The 15,934-nt window shown below is 35.1% G+C and carries 13 protein-coding genes and 1 pseudogene; 4 read left to right on the forward strand and 10 right to left on the reverse strand.

What is annotated here, in order from left to right:
• Positions 1-413 precede the first annotated feature (413 nt).
• From ansA to GQS55_RS09795, 8 genes and pseudogenes are all read right to left on the reverse strand, one after another.
• Entirely contained in the window at positions 414-1,436 is a 1,023-nt protein-coding gene (ansA, locus tag GQS55_RS09760) for an asparaginase (RefSeq protein ID WP_236559818.1), read from the reverse strand.
• Positions 1,436-3,343, reverse strand: a pseudogene (gene sppA, locus GQS55_RS09765) (signal peptide peptidase SppA). Before sppA ends, ansA begins: the two are co-directional and overlap by 1 nt.
• Positions 3,344-3,921: 578 nt before the next feature.
• Positions 3,922-4,170: a hypothetical protein gene (locus tag GQS55_RS09770; RefSeq protein WP_159820144.1), complete on the reverse strand. Its 249-nt coding sequence runs from the start codon at positions 4,168-4,170 to the stop codon at positions 3,922-3,924.
• Positions 4,171-4,495: 325 nt separating this feature from the next.
• Positions 4,496-6,490 carry a response regulator gene (locus GQS55_RS09775; protein WP_159820146.1) on the reverse strand — a complete coding sequence of 665 codons (1,995 nt, stop codon included), beginning with the start codon at positions 6,488-6,490 and terminating at the stop codon, positions 4,496-4,498.
• Positions 6,491-6,510: 20 nt separating this feature from the next.
• The gene (locus GQS55_RS09780) at positions 6,511-6,993 is read right to left on the reverse strand and encodes a response regulator (RefSeq protein WP_159820148.1); all 483 of its coding nucleotides are present in this window, start codon (positions 6,991-6,993) and stop codon (positions 6,511-6,513) included.
• Between the two features lie 42 nt (positions 6,994-7,035).
• Positions 7,036-8,526 (reverse strand): sensor histidine kinase, encoded by a 1,491-nt coding sequence (locus GQS55_RS09785; protein ID WP_159820150.1) that lies wholly within the window; start codon positions 8,524-8,526, stop codon positions 7,036-7,038.
• 14 nt (positions 8,527-8,540) lie between these two features.
• The gene (locus GQS55_RS09790; protein ID WP_159820152.1) at positions 8,541-8,771 is read right to left on the reverse strand and encodes a histidine kinase; all 231 of its coding nucleotides are present in this window, start codon (positions 8,769-8,771) and stop codon (positions 8,541-8,543) included.
• 36 nt (positions 8,772-8,807) lie between these two features.
• Complete coding sequence (locus GQS55_RS09795; protein WP_159820154.1) at positions 8,808-10,154, reverse strand: sigma-54-dependent transcriptional regulator; 1,347 nt, start codon at positions 10,152-10,154, stop codon at positions 8,808-8,810.
• A 335-nt stretch (positions 10,155-10,489) separates the two neighbouring features.
• On the opposite strand from GQS55_RS09795, the gene GQS55_RS09800 reads away from it, so the two are divergent.
• Positions 10,490-11,062 carry a BON domain-containing protein gene (locus GQS55_RS09800; protein ID WP_159820156.1) on the forward strand — a complete coding sequence of 191 codons (573 nt, stop codon included), beginning with the start codon at positions 10,490-10,492 and terminating at the stop codon, positions 11,060-11,062.
• A gap of 77 nt (positions 11,063-11,139) precedes the next feature.
• Entirely contained in the window at positions 11,140-11,340 is a 201-nt protein-coding gene (locus GQS55_RS09805) for a hypothetical protein (RefSeq protein WP_159820158.1), read from the forward strand.
• A 60-nt stretch (positions 11,341-11,400) separates the two neighbouring features.
• On the opposite strand, the gene GQS55_RS09810 is transcribed toward GQS55_RS09805, so the two are convergent.
• Positions 11,401-12,324 (reverse strand): DMT family transporter, encoded by a 924-nt coding sequence (locus GQS55_RS09810; RefSeq protein ID WP_159820160.1) that lies wholly within the window; start codon positions 12,322-12,324, stop codon positions 11,401-11,403.
• Positions 12,325-13,158: 834 nt separating this feature from the next.
• On the opposite strand from GQS55_RS09810, the gene GQS55_RS09815 reads away from it, so the two are divergent.
• A complete protein-coding gene (locus GQS55_RS09815; RefSeq protein WP_159820162.1) occupies positions 13,159-13,701 on the forward strand; it encodes an NAD(P)H nitroreductase in 543 nt (180 codons plus the stop codon).
• A 94-nt stretch (positions 13,702-13,795) separates the two neighbouring features.
• Here the strand turns inward: GQS55_RS09815 and asnS are convergent, their stop codons facing one another.
• Positions 13,796-15,196, reverse strand: a complete 1,401-nt coding sequence (asnS, locus tag GQS55_RS09820) for an asparagine--tRNA ligase (RefSeq protein ID WP_159820164.1) — start codon at positions 15,194-15,196, stop codon at positions 13,796-13,798.
• 148 nt (positions 15,197-15,344) lie between these two features.
• Between asnS and GQS55_RS09825 the strand changes: the two genes are divergently transcribed.
• Positions 15,345-15,725, forward strand: a complete 381-nt coding sequence (locus GQS55_RS09825) for a hypothetical protein (RefSeq protein WP_159820166.1) — start codon at positions 15,345-15,347, stop codon at positions 15,723-15,725.
• Positions 15,726-15,934: the final 209 nt, after the last annotated feature.

A 15,934-nucleotide genomic window follows, 5' to 3' on the forward strand; every position in this document is an offset into this window, starting at 1 on the left:
ATAATTTAACTTCCTAAAATTATAGAAATCAAAATTAATCCTATACCTACTAGCCACATAAAAAATGGAATTTTAGCTTCCTGCCAATATATGTATAAGAATATAATTGCAATCGGCGGGAAAAATAAGCAGCCCAACCCCCACAAGATACTTTGTATAAACGCTGTAGCTACAAATATAATGACACCTGCAAGCGTAACCTATATTTACCAAATATAATAAAATATCCAACATAGTGTTCCTTGTTATTTCAGTTAATCATCCTTTTTAACCTTGCTATGGTTATGAAAAAATACTTATGCTCTTTTCATCATACATGTACTAATTTCACAAATACAAATTCAAAATTTTTATATAATAATTGTTTTTTGCTTGCTGTTTATTTATCTAAATATAAAAAACTTGGTAGGGGGCTAACTTGTTAATTCGCCTCGTAAATTCACTTCCATCAAACGACACGTTTCCGCATAACTTAAATTTTGACTAAGCAAATAATGAAGCTTGGTTAATGTTGCTTCTAATGTCATATCATGGCCACTAATAACACCTGCTTGATTCAGGGCATTGCCTGTTGCATAGCCTGACATATTAACCATACCTTTAATGCATTGACTACAATTAATCACCACAATTTCTTGCTCTTTCGCTTTAGTTAAACAAGCGAGCAGGGCGGGATCTTGTGGCGCATTGCCAACGCCATAACTTCTGATTATTAGAGCTTTTACTGGTTGCCTAATAACATTCTCTATAACATCGCTACTAATGCCTGGGTACAAATGCACAACACCAATGGGTTGAGGTGTAATATCTCGAACAATTACGGGAGGTGCATATACACATTGATCTGAAATTTTACCCGCGATCACGTTAATATTAATACCCGCTTCAATTAATGGCGGCATATTCGGTGAATCAAAGGCATTAAAACCATCGGCATAAGCTTTTATTGAGCGGTTGCCGCGGTAAAGCTTATTATTAAAAAATAAACCCACTTCATTAATAGGGTAATTAGCTGCTATATACAGGGAGTTTAGTACATTAACCTGGCCATCAGAACGCAATTGACTAAGCGGTATTTGAGAGCCGGTGACAATAATGGGTTTGTTTAAATTTTCAAACATAAATGACAAGGCTGAACTAGTGTAAGCCATAGTATCCGTGCCATGTAATACAACAAAGCCATCATAATCATCATAATGTTTTTTTATATCATCAGCGATACGTTGCCAATCACTTGGTGTCATATTGGATGAATCAATTAACGGATGATATTCGTTAATGGTAAACTCTGGCATTTCTTCGCGGTAAAACTCAGGTAATGCATTAATAGAGTCTGTTAAGTGACCTTTAACAGGAATATATCCTTGATCACTTTTTTTCATTCCAATTGTGCCGCCAGTGTAGGCAACGTAAATGTTTTTCTTTTTAAGCATCATTATTGAACGTTACACGCTAAACATAAAGTATACATACCTTGTGGATCATTAAATTGATTCATCTTGGTTATTTCATTTTGCATTTGTTCAATAAATTGTGTCATTGGTTTTGCATTAACACTTTGTGGAGCGGATAAGTCGCTATCAAGCGGTAATAAAGTGTCGGCAAACATAAATGATTGCGCTTCACCCATCATTTTTTGAAGAAACTTATCACGTTCAGATACTTCTTTTTCAATTAATAACGTATCGTATTGTTCAATATTTGCTAAGTTAGCAGCAGCAATAATGGCATCGTTTAAATTACCTAATTCATCAACTAAGCCTAATTCTTTCGCTTTTGCACCTGACCAAACACGACCTTGAGCAATAGAATCTACTTGCGCTAATGTCATGTCTCTATTTTCTGCTACTAAGGTAATAAAGTCTTGGTAACCTTTATTGATAGAAAGTTGAAATAGCTGTGCCATACCTTCAGTTAATGGTCGAGTTGGACCAAAGCCCGCGATATCTGTTGTTCCGACACCATCAGTATAAACACCTATCTTACTGAGTGAGTCTTCAAAGGTCATCATCATACCAAAAATACCGATAGAGCCAGTAATAGTAGCGGGAGAAGCATAAATTTTATTTGCAGGAGCTGATATCCAGTAACCACCTGAAGCGGCATAAGTACCCATTGAAGCAACAACAGGCTTACCAGCAAGTTTTAATAATTCGACTTCTTGACGAATTATTTCAGAAGCAAAAGCACTACCGCCAGGGCTATCAACACGCAGTACAACGGCTTTAACATTGTCATTTTCTCGTGCTTTACGTAATAAGGCTGCTGTTGAATCACCACCAATAGTACCTGGTTTTTGTACGCCATTTAAAATAGTACCTTTAGCGACGATTACAGCAACTTTATCTAATTGGGAAAGCGTGGTACTTTGATCAAACGTTTTATTAAGGTTGATAATAGATAAGTAATCTTTAAAGCCAATATGACTATAGCTATCACCTTTTTTATTTTTACCAACAAGCTCAATTAATGCATCACGCATTTGAGTACGGGTTTTCAATTGATCAACCCAGTGATTGTTCAGGGCATAATCAGCAAAACTGCCGTTGGCTTGGTCTATTTTTTTGACTAAATCTTCAATATTTTCATCAAAGTTTTCAATATCAAAGTCTCTTTGTTGTGCAACATCACTTTTATATTGAGTCCATAAATCATTAAGCCAAAGTTCATTTGCTTCTTTTGCCGCGTCAGACATGTCGTCACGTAAAAAAGGCTCTACTGCTGATTTAAAAGTTCCAACACGAAAAATATGTTGGTTTATTGATAGCTTTTCTAACGCTGATTTAAAATACATGCCATATCTACCGTAACCTTCAAGTAACATATAGCCTTCGGTATTTAACCAAATATCATCAGCATAACTGGCAAGGTAATATTGATCTTGTGTATATTGATCACCTAGCGCAATAACTTTTTTACCTGAGCTTTTAAAGTCAACTAGTGCAGCACCAACATCTTGTAGTTTTGCTAAACCGGCTGAGCCAAGTCCTTGTAACTGTAATACTTATATTTGCACCCGATCATCATTTTTAGCTTTGGTGATAACCTCGAGTAAATCTGAAAGTAAAACTTCAGGATTACCTTCTTTTTCGCCTAGAGCTTCGACTAATAGAGTATCTAAAGGATTAACCTCTTTTTTTTGTTCTACTAAATCACCGGTCAAATTCAATACAAGCGCGGTATTATTCGGTACAGTGACACTCTTAGAGTCTGTGTTTAACATGGCTATTAGGCCGATAAAAAATACAATAAAAATAATATTAAGGACTACTGAGCGGGTAATCGTGAATACTCGCCAGAGGCTAGTGAAAATGGTTTTAAAAAAGTTAACTAAAGCGTTCATAAAAAATTATTCAAATAAAATTTAATAGGTAGCTATATATTACCTTAATCAAATAGCAAATAGACGATTAAGTGATAAATATATTAATATTTAACATGTACTTGATCTTGTTTAGACATATGAAGTGCTATGTATACAACGCTTGAATATATTTTATGGTTAATAAAATTAACGTTTGTCAGGGATATTCGAAAGAGGGGAGTGAATAAGACTTAACTCTGTTAGTAATTGTTTAGCGTTTAGTTACGTAAATGACGTCTTGAACGATAGTGGTACATGAAAAAAGTATAAGTACATAAAGGAACTATAATCGCGGCGGCAAAACTAAAAAATAAACAAGTAATAGCTTTCGTAAATATTTTTTTAATCGTTATTAATAACATAAATTCCATTCTTATTTTTACGATAAAATAGGGGGCTTGGATAAATCATGCGCTGATGTAGTCATTTAGTAAAAAAGGCTAGTTATTACACTAGCCTTTCTGAATCAGGCTATAATTTCTAAACCATATTCTTAAAGCTTTTAACTACGTCATTAGTATTTCAGTAGTTATTAACTTTAATCTATAGTTACAAAATTAACAGTCGGTATCTTCAGTATCCATTTTCTCTTTTGCGTCTTCACAAGCATCTTCGATAGCATTACCTGTATCAGTGACTGCTTTTTGAATTTTGTCACCTGTATTCTTGGCAGCATCTTTGGTACTAGAAATCATATCATCAACTGTTTCGCCAGCTTCTTCTGCTTTATCATCGCTACAGGCAGCTAAACTTAGTACTGCTGCAAATGAGATCGCCATTATTGAAAGTCTTTTATTGTTATTCATTTTGTACTCCTTAAAATTTTAAAATAATTAAACTTGGGAATTTTTATTTTGTAATGCCAATATTATTAATCAGATAACAAGTAATACGACATAGATACAAAAGTTAATGCACAATCTAACATATTATAGTTCTCCTTAACTTAACGCTTAGAGATACCTAGACTATGCTATTGTTGTGCCAGGTGTTAACTTGTTGTATTTTATGTGGTTTGTTTTGGTGTTTTTATCTGTGCTAGCGAGGAGTAGGTAAATATTACAGGGTGCTTTGCAGTATTTGCACAGTGTTAGTACTTTTGTTATCTATAAAAGTTGCGTATAGCGACAATTAAGCTTTATTAAAAAGCTGTTGTAACATAGTTAAATTAACGGGCTTGAGAAGAGAGCTATTTGCGCCATTTTCGGTTAATTCTTGTTTGGATACTTCATAACCACTAACAATAGTAATAGTAGTATTAGGCATATATGTTTTTAATGATGAACTTAATTCAAGCCCGTTACCATCAGGTAAGTTCATATCGACTAAAACGTGCTGCCAATCTATATCGGCTTTAACAATATTTTTAGCTTGTTCAGCATTGTTTGCTATTTGTACGTGCTTACCAATAGTACTCAGTAATAACGCAGTTATTTCAGCGGCATCAATATCATCTTCAATTAGTAACACGCGTTGATTAGGTTTTTTTTCTTTATCATCTTGTGATGTTGACTCTGATGATGTTACTGACATTTTCTGGTTAGGAGCAGAAATATGATGGCTTAATTGTTGTTGTATTTTTTTGTGTAATTCATATTTATCAATAGGTTTCGCTACTACATCATTGAAGCCCAACCCCTTGAGTTCTTTACGTACACCTTTCATTGTTGCTGCAGTGATTGCGATTATTGGCGTATCTACGTGCATTTCTCTTAATTGTTTTATTGCGCGCTTACCATCTAAAACCGGCATATGAATATCCATTAAGACGAGATCATATTCCGTATTTTCTTTTTCTGCTGACACTATTTTAGTGATGGCTTGTTGGCCATTATTAGCATAACTTACTTCTAATCCAAAAGATCGACACACATAGCCAAGTAATCGTCTAATATCGTCAATATCATCAACAATCAGTATTTTACCTGAAATTTTATTGATAACTTCAGTAGACGATTTATAGTCACTACGTTTAAAAGTTAAATTTTTACGTTCTGTATCGGCTATTTGTCCTGGATCGATACAAACCACGAACTTACTACCAACACCAACGTTAGATTCTACTGAAATATTACCGCCCATATACTTTAGCAATTCACTGCAAATGGACAAGCCAAGCCCGGTACCTTCTTCGTTTCGTGACACAATGTCTTGTACTTGTTCAAAAGGTTTAAAGATTGTCGCTAATAAATTATCAGGAATACCCATCCCAGTATCGGTTATAGCAAAATATAAACGGGGTTGATCGCGTAACTCATCTAACCACACGTCAATATTCACTGTTCCTTGATTAGTAAACTTTATCGCATTATGAATAATATTGATCAATACTTGGCGTAATCTAAGCGAATCAGCGCTAATTTCAATGGGTAAGGCTGATTTAGCTGATAAGGTTAAATTGATTCCTTTATCTTGGGCTGCCATCGACATTAAGGTATATACGTCTGCGATAAAGCTTTCGAGGGAGATAGTTGTAGCATTCAGCTCAAACTTTCCGGCAGCAATTTTAGAAAGATCGAGTACATTATTGAGTAATCCTAATAAGTGATTACCGTTATCTAATATAGTGGTTAACTCGGGTTGTATGCTTTTGTTACTATCATCGCTGAGTAATAATTCGGTGTACCCAAGTATTGAGGTAAGCGGTGTGCGTAATTCATGGCTCAAATGCGCTAAAAACTTATCTTTAGAGCGACTTCTTGCTTCAGCTTTTATTCGTTCAACCCGTTCATTTTCAATATCTTTTCTTGCTAAAGCGTAACGTATTGCTCTGTTAAATCTAGCACTATTAAGTTCAGATTTTACTAAGTAGTCAACGGCACCTGCATCCAGTGCATTATTATCTAATTCAGTATCTGTTTGTCCGGTAAGCATAATAATTGGTACTGTGCAGCCATCACCAGTGGTTTGTTTAAGCACAGATAAACCGTTGACTCCGCCTAATTGATAGTCAAGTAAGCAAATGTCGTGATTATTTTCTTTGAGCAACGCCAATGCTTCAATGGAGTTGTCGACCCAATCAACTTCAAAATGATGGTTTGGCATTTGTTGAAGATAATCAAGGGTGAGAATATAATCATCTTCATCATCTTCAACTAGCAGTATATGTTTAGTTAGCTTTTGCATAGATTAATTATTAATTTAAATTAGTCATTATTTGTTAGTGTGCTATTTGACGTTTTTTCTGATGATGGAAGTTCGACAAATTCCACCCAATACTTACCTAACGCCTTCATTAAATCAACTAGGCCTTCAAAGTTGACAGGTTTCGTAATATAGGAAGCAGCACCAAGATCATAACCTTTAACCATGTCTTCTTCCTGTTTTGACGTAGTTAAAATAACGACGGGTATACTTCTAAGATTCGGGTCCGCTTTAATTTCTTTTAATGCTTCCCGCCCATCTTTGCGTGGCATATTCAAATCTAGCAAGATAAGCCCAGGTCGTGGCGCACTGACTTTATCTTGAAACTTACCGGTATGTGTTAAGTATTCGATAAGCTCAACGCCATCTTCTACAAAATAAAGCTCATTTAAAACGCGGCTTTCTATCAGTGCATCCTGTGCGAGTAGGCGATCATCGTCGTCATCATCCGCCATTAATATGATAATAGGTGTACTTTTTTTCATGTAACAATATCCTTTAGCATTTATAAACTTACGTGATTAAAATTAACTGATCACAGTTAAGTTATTAGGAGCAATATAATCTTGTGGAATGCTGATAGTAAAACAAGTTCCTTTTCCTATTTCACTTTTTACATCGATGGTACCACCATGGCGCTCTACAATACGTCGACAAACGGCTAAACCGATCCCTGTCCCTTTGTAAGCTGATCTTGCATGTAGGCGCTGAAAGGGGACAAATATTTTATCTTCAAACTCTTGGTCAAAGCCAATACCATTATCGCTTATGGTAATGATATTCCATAGAACATCAGTGTTTAGAATTGTATCGAATAATGACTCATGGCTATGGCTGATTTTAATTTGAGGTATTTTATCTTCTTGTCTAAACTTTATCGCATTACTGAGTAGGTTTAAAAACAGTTGGTTTAGTTGAGAGATGTCACCATTAATCTCTGGTAAGTCTTGATATTCAATAATTGCCGAGCTTTCTTCAATAGATACTTCTAAGTCGTCAATAACGTCAGTGATTATCTGTGTGAGTGGTATTGCAACAAATGCTTTACCACGGGTATTAATACGTGAGTATTCTAATAAGTCGCTTATTAAATTAGACATTCGTTCAGCGGCATTACGCATACGTTCAATAAAATCTAAACCTCTTTCATCTATCACTTCGTTATAACTTGTGGATAATCTATCACCAAATGCTCTAATCTTGCGTAGAGGCTCTTGGAGATCATGCGAGGCAACAAAGGCAAAGTCTTCTAATTCACGGTTACTACGTGCTAGCTCTTCAGAATAGATGGTTAATTCTTTGGTACGCTGTTTTACTTTTTCGGTCAATTCTTCATTTTTAGCTTCTAATGAAAGTCGATGACGAAGCTCATTTCTATTATTGAGTCGTACCAGTGCACCAAGACCTAAAAGTAATAAAAAACTTGTGATTGCTGAAACATTAAAAGTAAATTTAGCTTCTTTTTTAATGGTTTCTAATTTTTTATATAAGCTATTTCGGTATAACACTTCCCGAGTTTTTACTTCGTTAAACAGCTTTTCCATTTTTTTGTATAAGTCTTTACCACGACCAGTCATAACAATAGATACCGCACGTTTTTCTTTGTCGTCTAATGCTAGATCAACAGTCGCACTCAGTTCTATCATTTTCATTTCAACTAAGTTAGTTAACTCTGTAATTTTATTGGCTTGTATGCCAATATCTGACTTTAACGATTGAACCAACTTTATTTGTTTTAAAACGTGTTCAATCGCGTTTTGGTAAGGTTGTAAAAAATCTTCGTTTTCGGTGAGTAAATATCCACGTTGACCTGTTTCGGCAGAAAGCACTAGGTTATGAAGCTTATCTAAACTAAGAATTATTTCACCTGTATTAGCCATACTTTTTTGAGCAATCGATAAGTCATCAATAGTTTTAATTGATAGCATCACATTGATAACAATAACGATTGCGACAATAGAGAATACTATACTCCATGACACTCTTTTGTTTGCTAATAATCTTTCAATGTAGAGCATTGTAAATAACTGCCTTAGCTTTTAGCTGCTTTTAATAGTTGTTCAAGTGTTTGACTACAGGCTTGGCATGAAACAATTATTTTGTTTGCTGCCTCTAGGGCTTTATCAACGGGCATGTCATTTTCAAGTACTAATTTAATCAGTTCTGCCTGCATTGAGATTCTATTTAACGGGCCACGGGCGTCATGAACAAGTTGATTTAAATCAGGTTGCTCTGATTGCATATTACTTTCATGATTTTTCATTGCTAGTTACTCCAAGCTTTTTTAGTTCAATTGATATTATTCTTCAAACTCTCCGTAGGCATGTAAACGGTTATATAAAGTTTTTGTACTAATGCCTAACATTTTCGCAGCAAGAGATTTATTACCATCAACATCATCGAGTGTTACTTTAATTAACTCTCGCTCTACATCTTCAATAGTGCGACCTGCACTTAAATTATGCTGTTTTTCTGTGATAGACGAGAAGGGCGAACGAAAGTCTTTTGGTAAAGCTAAATTACTACTGTCGGGATCAGACATAATAAAAGCACGATGAATCGCGTGTCGCATTTCTCTAATATTTCCTGGCCAGTCATAATCGGTTAATCGTTGAATTTGTTCAGCACTCCATTCATAGCTCCGGTTATATTCTTCGTTTAATTCTCCTAGAAACACTCTGGCTAATAACGGAATATCTTCTTTTCGTTTTCTTAATGGTGGAATGTTAATAGGAAATACAGCCAGTCTAAAATATATATCTTCTCTTAATACTTTATTTTGTGCTATTTCTTCAATAGAGCGATTTGTCGCAGAAATAACTCGGCAGTTTACTTCAATTTCTTTTGTACCACCCAAAGGTGTAATCTTATTACTTTCGAGTACTCGTAATAAGTTGGGTTGCATATCAATGGGCATTTCAGTTATTTCGTCTAGAAATAATGTGCCGTTACCTGCACGCAAGAATACGCCATCTTTTTTTGTAATTGCGCCAGTAAATGCGCCTTTTTCATGCCCAAATAGTTCACTAGCGATTAAGTCTTTTGCTAATGCGCCACAGTTAGTTGCAACTAACTCAGTGTCGTTATCTGTTGTTAAATTACTTGCGCTATGAATAGCTTGCGCCACTAACTCTTTACCTACGCCACTTTCACCTAATAACATCACATTCGCCTTTGTTAGCGCAATACGAGATATCATTGTATACATTTCTTGCATCACGGCTGATTCACCAATAAGGCAATCAAAATGTTTTTTAGGTAGTGTGCTGTTCTGCTTTGTTTCGCTAGCTGGCTTTGACTGTCGCGTTAATGCTTGCTCTAAATCTTCGCGTTGTAACGGCTTAGCAATATAGTTAACTTTGGGGCCACATAATCCAGCTAGTAAGCCTTTAACTAAAGGGTGCCCGGTAATTAGTGTAATGTAAGGTGTGTGGTTTGATTTTTTGACGTGATCTATTAGGTGTAAGCCGCTACCATCAGGAAGCATGAAATCTAAAAGAATGTGATCAAACGTATTGTTTTCTAGCCATTCATAGGCTTCTTCCAGACAACTAGCTATACTAATATCATGGCCTAAAAATTCAATTATTTGACAGGCTATTTCAGTAAATTCTGTATCATCATCTACCAATAATACTCTTAACACATTAACTCCTTAAATTTATTTAAGACTAGTATAAGCTCATTATATTTGTCTTACTCTTTTAATTTCAGAGCTTTATTGTTTATATTCACGTATTTCAAGTGTTTTCACTATTAAATACAAGCATTATTATCATTTAGCGTAATATTTCTGCCTGAATCTATCTACTACCTGATTTACCATTCACTAAGTGTAACTATTACCAGTTCATAGGTAATAGTTACACTGTTTTATTTGTTTATTCTTTATCCTGTAATTAATTTACTTATATTTCAACAGCCTAAGTGTTGGCATTAAACTGGCATTAATATTAGTGAACTTTTAACAGGAGAACAAATATGAAAAATACAACCCTTTCAATTATTATCGCTACTGCTATTAGTACGGCTTCTTTAAATGTTAGCGCAGAAAATACATGGAAAGATAACGCTAAAGACGCATGGATTGATGGTAAAGCTGAATCAACACTTCTTTTTAACGGCAATTTAAATTCTTTCGATATTAATACCGACGTTAAAAACGGTACGGTTATTCTAACAGGTAAAGTTAAAAACTCTGTCGACAAAGCTTTAGCAGAAGAGCTTGTAGCTTCTCTTGAAGGTGTAACCAAAGTAAATAATATGTTGTCTGTTATTGATGATGACAATAATTCACAAGGAAAAGATGTTGAGATCATGAAAAATCTCAAGGATTCTAAGGTGGAAACAGTGGTAAAGACAAGATTGTTGTTTGAGTCACAGATCAGTGGATTAGACATAGAAGTTGAAGTAGAGAACGGAGTTGTGACACTTGAAGGTAACGTAGCGTCTGAATCAGAGCGTGATCTTGCCGTTGCCATAGCGATGAATACGAATGATGTTACTAATGTCGTCAATAAAATTGTAGTAAAAGACCTAGTAGCAAGTAACTAAACTCTATTTAACAGTTTAACCCGCGTCTAAATTGGCGCGGCTTTAATCAAGTAACCACAAACAGGGACATCATGATTATGAAAATTTCAAATATTAAGTTACCCAAGTTTTTCAGCGCTAGCAAACCTATTAACGCGAATGTACCTGTCGTTAATCAATTCAACTGGTTTGATCGCGATGAAAACGATATAAATGAACCCCCTGAAGGATCTAGAATAACTTATATGTCAGGAATTGATATTAACGCTCCTTTGCCAACTGACCAAAACTTTAAATAATGGTCACTAGTAAAAGGGGGGTAGTTATAATCAGCTATTTTTATTCATTACACGTATTTTTTAATCTTGATCAGTTATATTATTTCTCAGTACAAGTTTTTTTTGTTGATATTTAACAACGAAAATCTCACCCCAATGATACATAGCCAATCCAGATATAACCAATAGTGCACCAAAAACTAATTGGCTATGAATAACTTCATCATTTAACACCGCGCCTAAACTTAAGGCGATAACGGGTGTAATTAACGTAATTAAAGCAACGGTACTTGCCGTTAATCTTTGTAATACAAAAAAGTAAGCAACAAAACCAATTAATGAACCGAATATACCTAAATATAAAGTTGCCCATATTGATCTTGGCTCCCAGTGGCTAGTATCGAGGCTGCCATCAAGTATTAACCAATTAATAAGAAATAAAGGCATAGATAAAGCTAATGCGCCAACGGTTGTTGCCATAGGATGAATAGCTAATGACACACTTTTTACTAACACGCTGCTTAAGCTAAATAAAAATACGGCGATTAAAACAAATATAAAACCATAAATACTGTCAGAACTTAATGATAGATTGTTGGCGCAGACTAAACCTAATCCGGCAAAAGAAAGGGTCATAGATAACTTTCTTAATATTGATATTTTAGGTTCAGCGAGTATTCTTCGAGCCAAAATAGCAGAAAAAGCAGGGGCAAGGCCAAAAACTAACGATAAAACCCCAGAAGATAAATACCCAGCAGCAAGGTATGAAAATGACATGCCTCCAAATATTCCTAACGCAGAGAAAGTATATAAACGGATCGCTTTTGGGTGCCAAGGAAAGTCTATTTTTCTGGCAACTATAATAAGGCCACCTAACACTACGGCAATAAGCATACGTAGTAAAACAGCCATAGTTGGGTTAATTGTTTCACTACTCCAAACGATAGCTAATGGTGTAGTAGACCAGATTAACAAAACTATCATATAGGCAATAGACACTTGCATTTTACGCTCCTTTTTATTCTTTATTCTTTATTGTTGATACCAATCTCACTAGCTATGTGATCATTTCTACTTGCTAAAATCACCAACTACATCGTTATTTATTTAATAATTAGAACAACTAGTTATTGAAATAAATGCCTTATATTTGTCAATTTTTTCTACGTATAAAATTGTTCACCTAATTAATGAAACTGGTATGAATACAGTGTCTCTTACGGAATATTTTATTTTTAACAATAAAAGCTTATGTATAAAAAAGCCGCAAAAGATAATCTCTGCGGCTTAATATTATGGTTAACTAATTAAAATATTTTTTGTTAACTTGAACGCTCCGCATAAATTGGCCACAGTCGAATAGCCTGACTTTGCCAACATCGCGTTAGCAAAATTAAGTTTTGACTGAGCACCAAGGCCTGCTTTGTAAGAAAAACGTTCATTATGGTAATTGCTTATGTAATTTTAAAAATACATTTATTAGGTATTAAACCGTCATTCTTAACTTGATTCAGAATCTCGCTATTACAAAGTGCTTCAATAAGATTCCGTATTAAGTAAGCTACGGAATGACGACTAGTAAATCGTCATCATGTATTAACACGTCATCCTGAACTTGATTCAGGATCTCACTATTGCAAAGCGCTTCGAATAAAATTAAGTAAACTATTAAATGACAAATGGCTTAAACTTAATATGTAAATTATAGTGCTGTTGCTTACGTGTTAAGTCAAGGAATAACACAAAGATTAAATGATTTATTATATTGAAGAAAGTCGTGCGTAAAAGAAATCATCGTTATACACTTAGCCATCGTTCACCAACTTATATATTCTATTTATGAAAGGCATTGAATTACTTTTACAGCGTCAATCTAACTCTTTAGTTACTTCACCTGCACCAGACACACAAGCGTTAGAACAGATTTTAGCCGCAGGTATGCGTGTTCCTGATCATGCTTGCTTGAAACCGTGGCACTTTACGGTAATAACCGATGATGGATTACAGCGTTTAAGCGACTTATTCGTTGCTAGCAGTAACCAGCAAACAGCTAATCTTGAAAAAGTTGCAAAAATGCCATTTAGAGCGCCAATGATAATTGTCATTAGCTCTGAGTTTACACAACATGAAAAAGTGCCGACTAAAGAGCAATTAATAACTGTGGGTTGTTGTGCTCATGCAATGCAAATGGCGGCTTATACTTTAGGTTTTGGGGCAATATGGCGTACAGGTGAATTAGCGTCTAATGAACAAGTAAAGCAGGGCTTAGGTGTTAATAAAGAAGATGAAATTGTAGGGTTTTTATATATTGGAACACCTTGTAAAGAACAAGGACTAAAAGCCAGTAAGAGTTTTGAAGAAAAAGTAACTTATTGGAAATAAATGTAGGTTGTACTTTAATACGACATGACTCTTGTTTAACAAGATGTCGAAATAAATAGTCGGAATAAATTCCAACCTACATTATAAATAGCTACTAGAACGAAGCGTTATTCGGTGTTCTTGGGAACGGAATAACGTCACGTACGTTTTGCATACCAGTAGCATAAGCAACTAAGCGTTCAAAACCTAAGCCAAAACCTGAATGTGGTACAGTCCCGTAACGACGAAGATCACGATACCAACTATAATCGGCAATATCTAAGCCCATCTCTTCTAAACGACTATCTAATACATCAAGACGTTCTTCACGTTGGCTACCACCAATAATTTCACCAATACCAGGTGCTAAAATATCCATTGCAGCAACTGTTTTACCATCATCATTTAAGCGCATGTAGAAAGACTTAATATCTTTCGGGTAGTTTTGTAAAACAACAGGGCCGTTAAAGTGTTCTTCAGCTAAGAAACGTTCATGCTCTGAGTTTAAATCTACACCCCAAGACACTGGGTTTTCGAATGTTTTCCCACAGTTTTCTAAAATGGTAATAGCATCTGTATAATCTAAACGAACAAAATCTGTTTCGATAACGGAAGTTAATCTTTCAATAACTGTTTTATCAACACGCTGCTGGAAGAAGGCCATATCATCAGCACGTTCGTCTAATACTGCTTTTAATACATACTTAAGCATTTCTTCTGCTAAATCTGCAGCATCTGATAAATTAGCAAACGCAATTTCAGGCTCTACCATCCAAAATTCGGCTAAGTGACGAGAAGTGTTAGAGTTTTCTGCTCTGAATGTTGGTCCAAAAGTATATACTTTTGATAACGCGTTACAATAAGTCTCAACGTTTAACTGACCAGAAACGGTTAAAAATGTTTCTTTACCAAAAAAGTCTTTATTGTAATCTACTGTACCAGCTTCGTTGCGTGGTAAGTTTTCCATATCTAAAGTACTAACACGGAACATCTCACCGGCACCTTCACAATCACTACCGGTAATAAGTGGTGTGCTGATCCAGAAGTAGCCTTTACTGTGTAAAAATCTATGAATAGCTTGCGCTAAACAGTTACGAACACGCGTTACAGCACCACCAATATTGGTACGTGGGCGTAAATGTGCTTGCTCACGTAAAAACTCAATACTATGGCGTTTAGCGGCCATTGGGTATGTATCTGGGTCTTCAACAAAACCAAGTACTTCTACTGCAGTAGCTTGAATTTCAAAAGATTGACCTTTGCCCGGTGATTCAACCAGTATACCTGTGACTTTAACAGCACAGCCCGTAGTTAACTTAAGAACATCATCTTGATAATTATTAAGATCACTTGGTACGATAGCTTGAATTGCATCAAAGCATGATCCGTCATGAACTGCTAAAAAAGAAATACCTGCTTTGGAATCACGGCGAGTTCTAATCCAACCATGTACGGTGATAGTTTCATCAACAGGATATTTTCCTGCTAATACATCAGTAATTGCTATAACTGACATGTAATGACCTCTTATATTTTATCAAATGTACTGAATTTTTTAAGGTGGTTATGTTACCGTGACTATTATGTTTAACAAGTAAAACTTGCTAAATTAATAAACTATATTTGAAAAAAATAACAATAATGGCCAAAAAAGTAGAAACTTGATGAAAACAGAGCAAAAACGACCAATAAAAAACCGTAGAAAGTCGACTGACTTTTGGTACTCATTAGCAAGAACATTAACAGCTTGTAGTTGGCTGGCTTTTTTTTTCTCAGTTCTCATTTCTTATTTTGTTGCTCCGGAAACGGATTATGGCGTTTTACGTTATCATGATATTGAGGTACGACAATTTTGGTTAACCCCCTTAACAGGGTATTTATATCTGGTTATCTGGTCTAGTGCTGCGGGCATTTATTCCGCTACTTTAATAGATAAATACCGAAGTAGAAGACGTAATGATAACAAAAATTATAGTGCTTATTTACTACTAATTATTAACTTAGTATGGCTACTGATAATTTTACAGCATGTTTTAAAAGCATAAAATAGTGCTTTGTGAACCAGGCCAAACTAATTTTGTATGAATATATTCTATTGTTTCATGCTATCCCATATACATTGAAATAAATTAGCCTTCCGAAAGTTCTAATTCATACCCGAACACTGCAGGTTGATATTCATTCACATGTAAACTAAAGCAAGATTACCGTATTGACAATAAAGGGCTGCTGATTAAACTATTCGATAATATAA

This window comes from Colwellia sp. 20A7 (genome assembly GCF_009832865.1).
In the GTDB taxonomy this organism is placed as follows: domain Bacteria; phylum Pseudomonadota; class Gammaproteobacteria; order Enterobacterales; family Alteromonadaceae; genus Colwellia.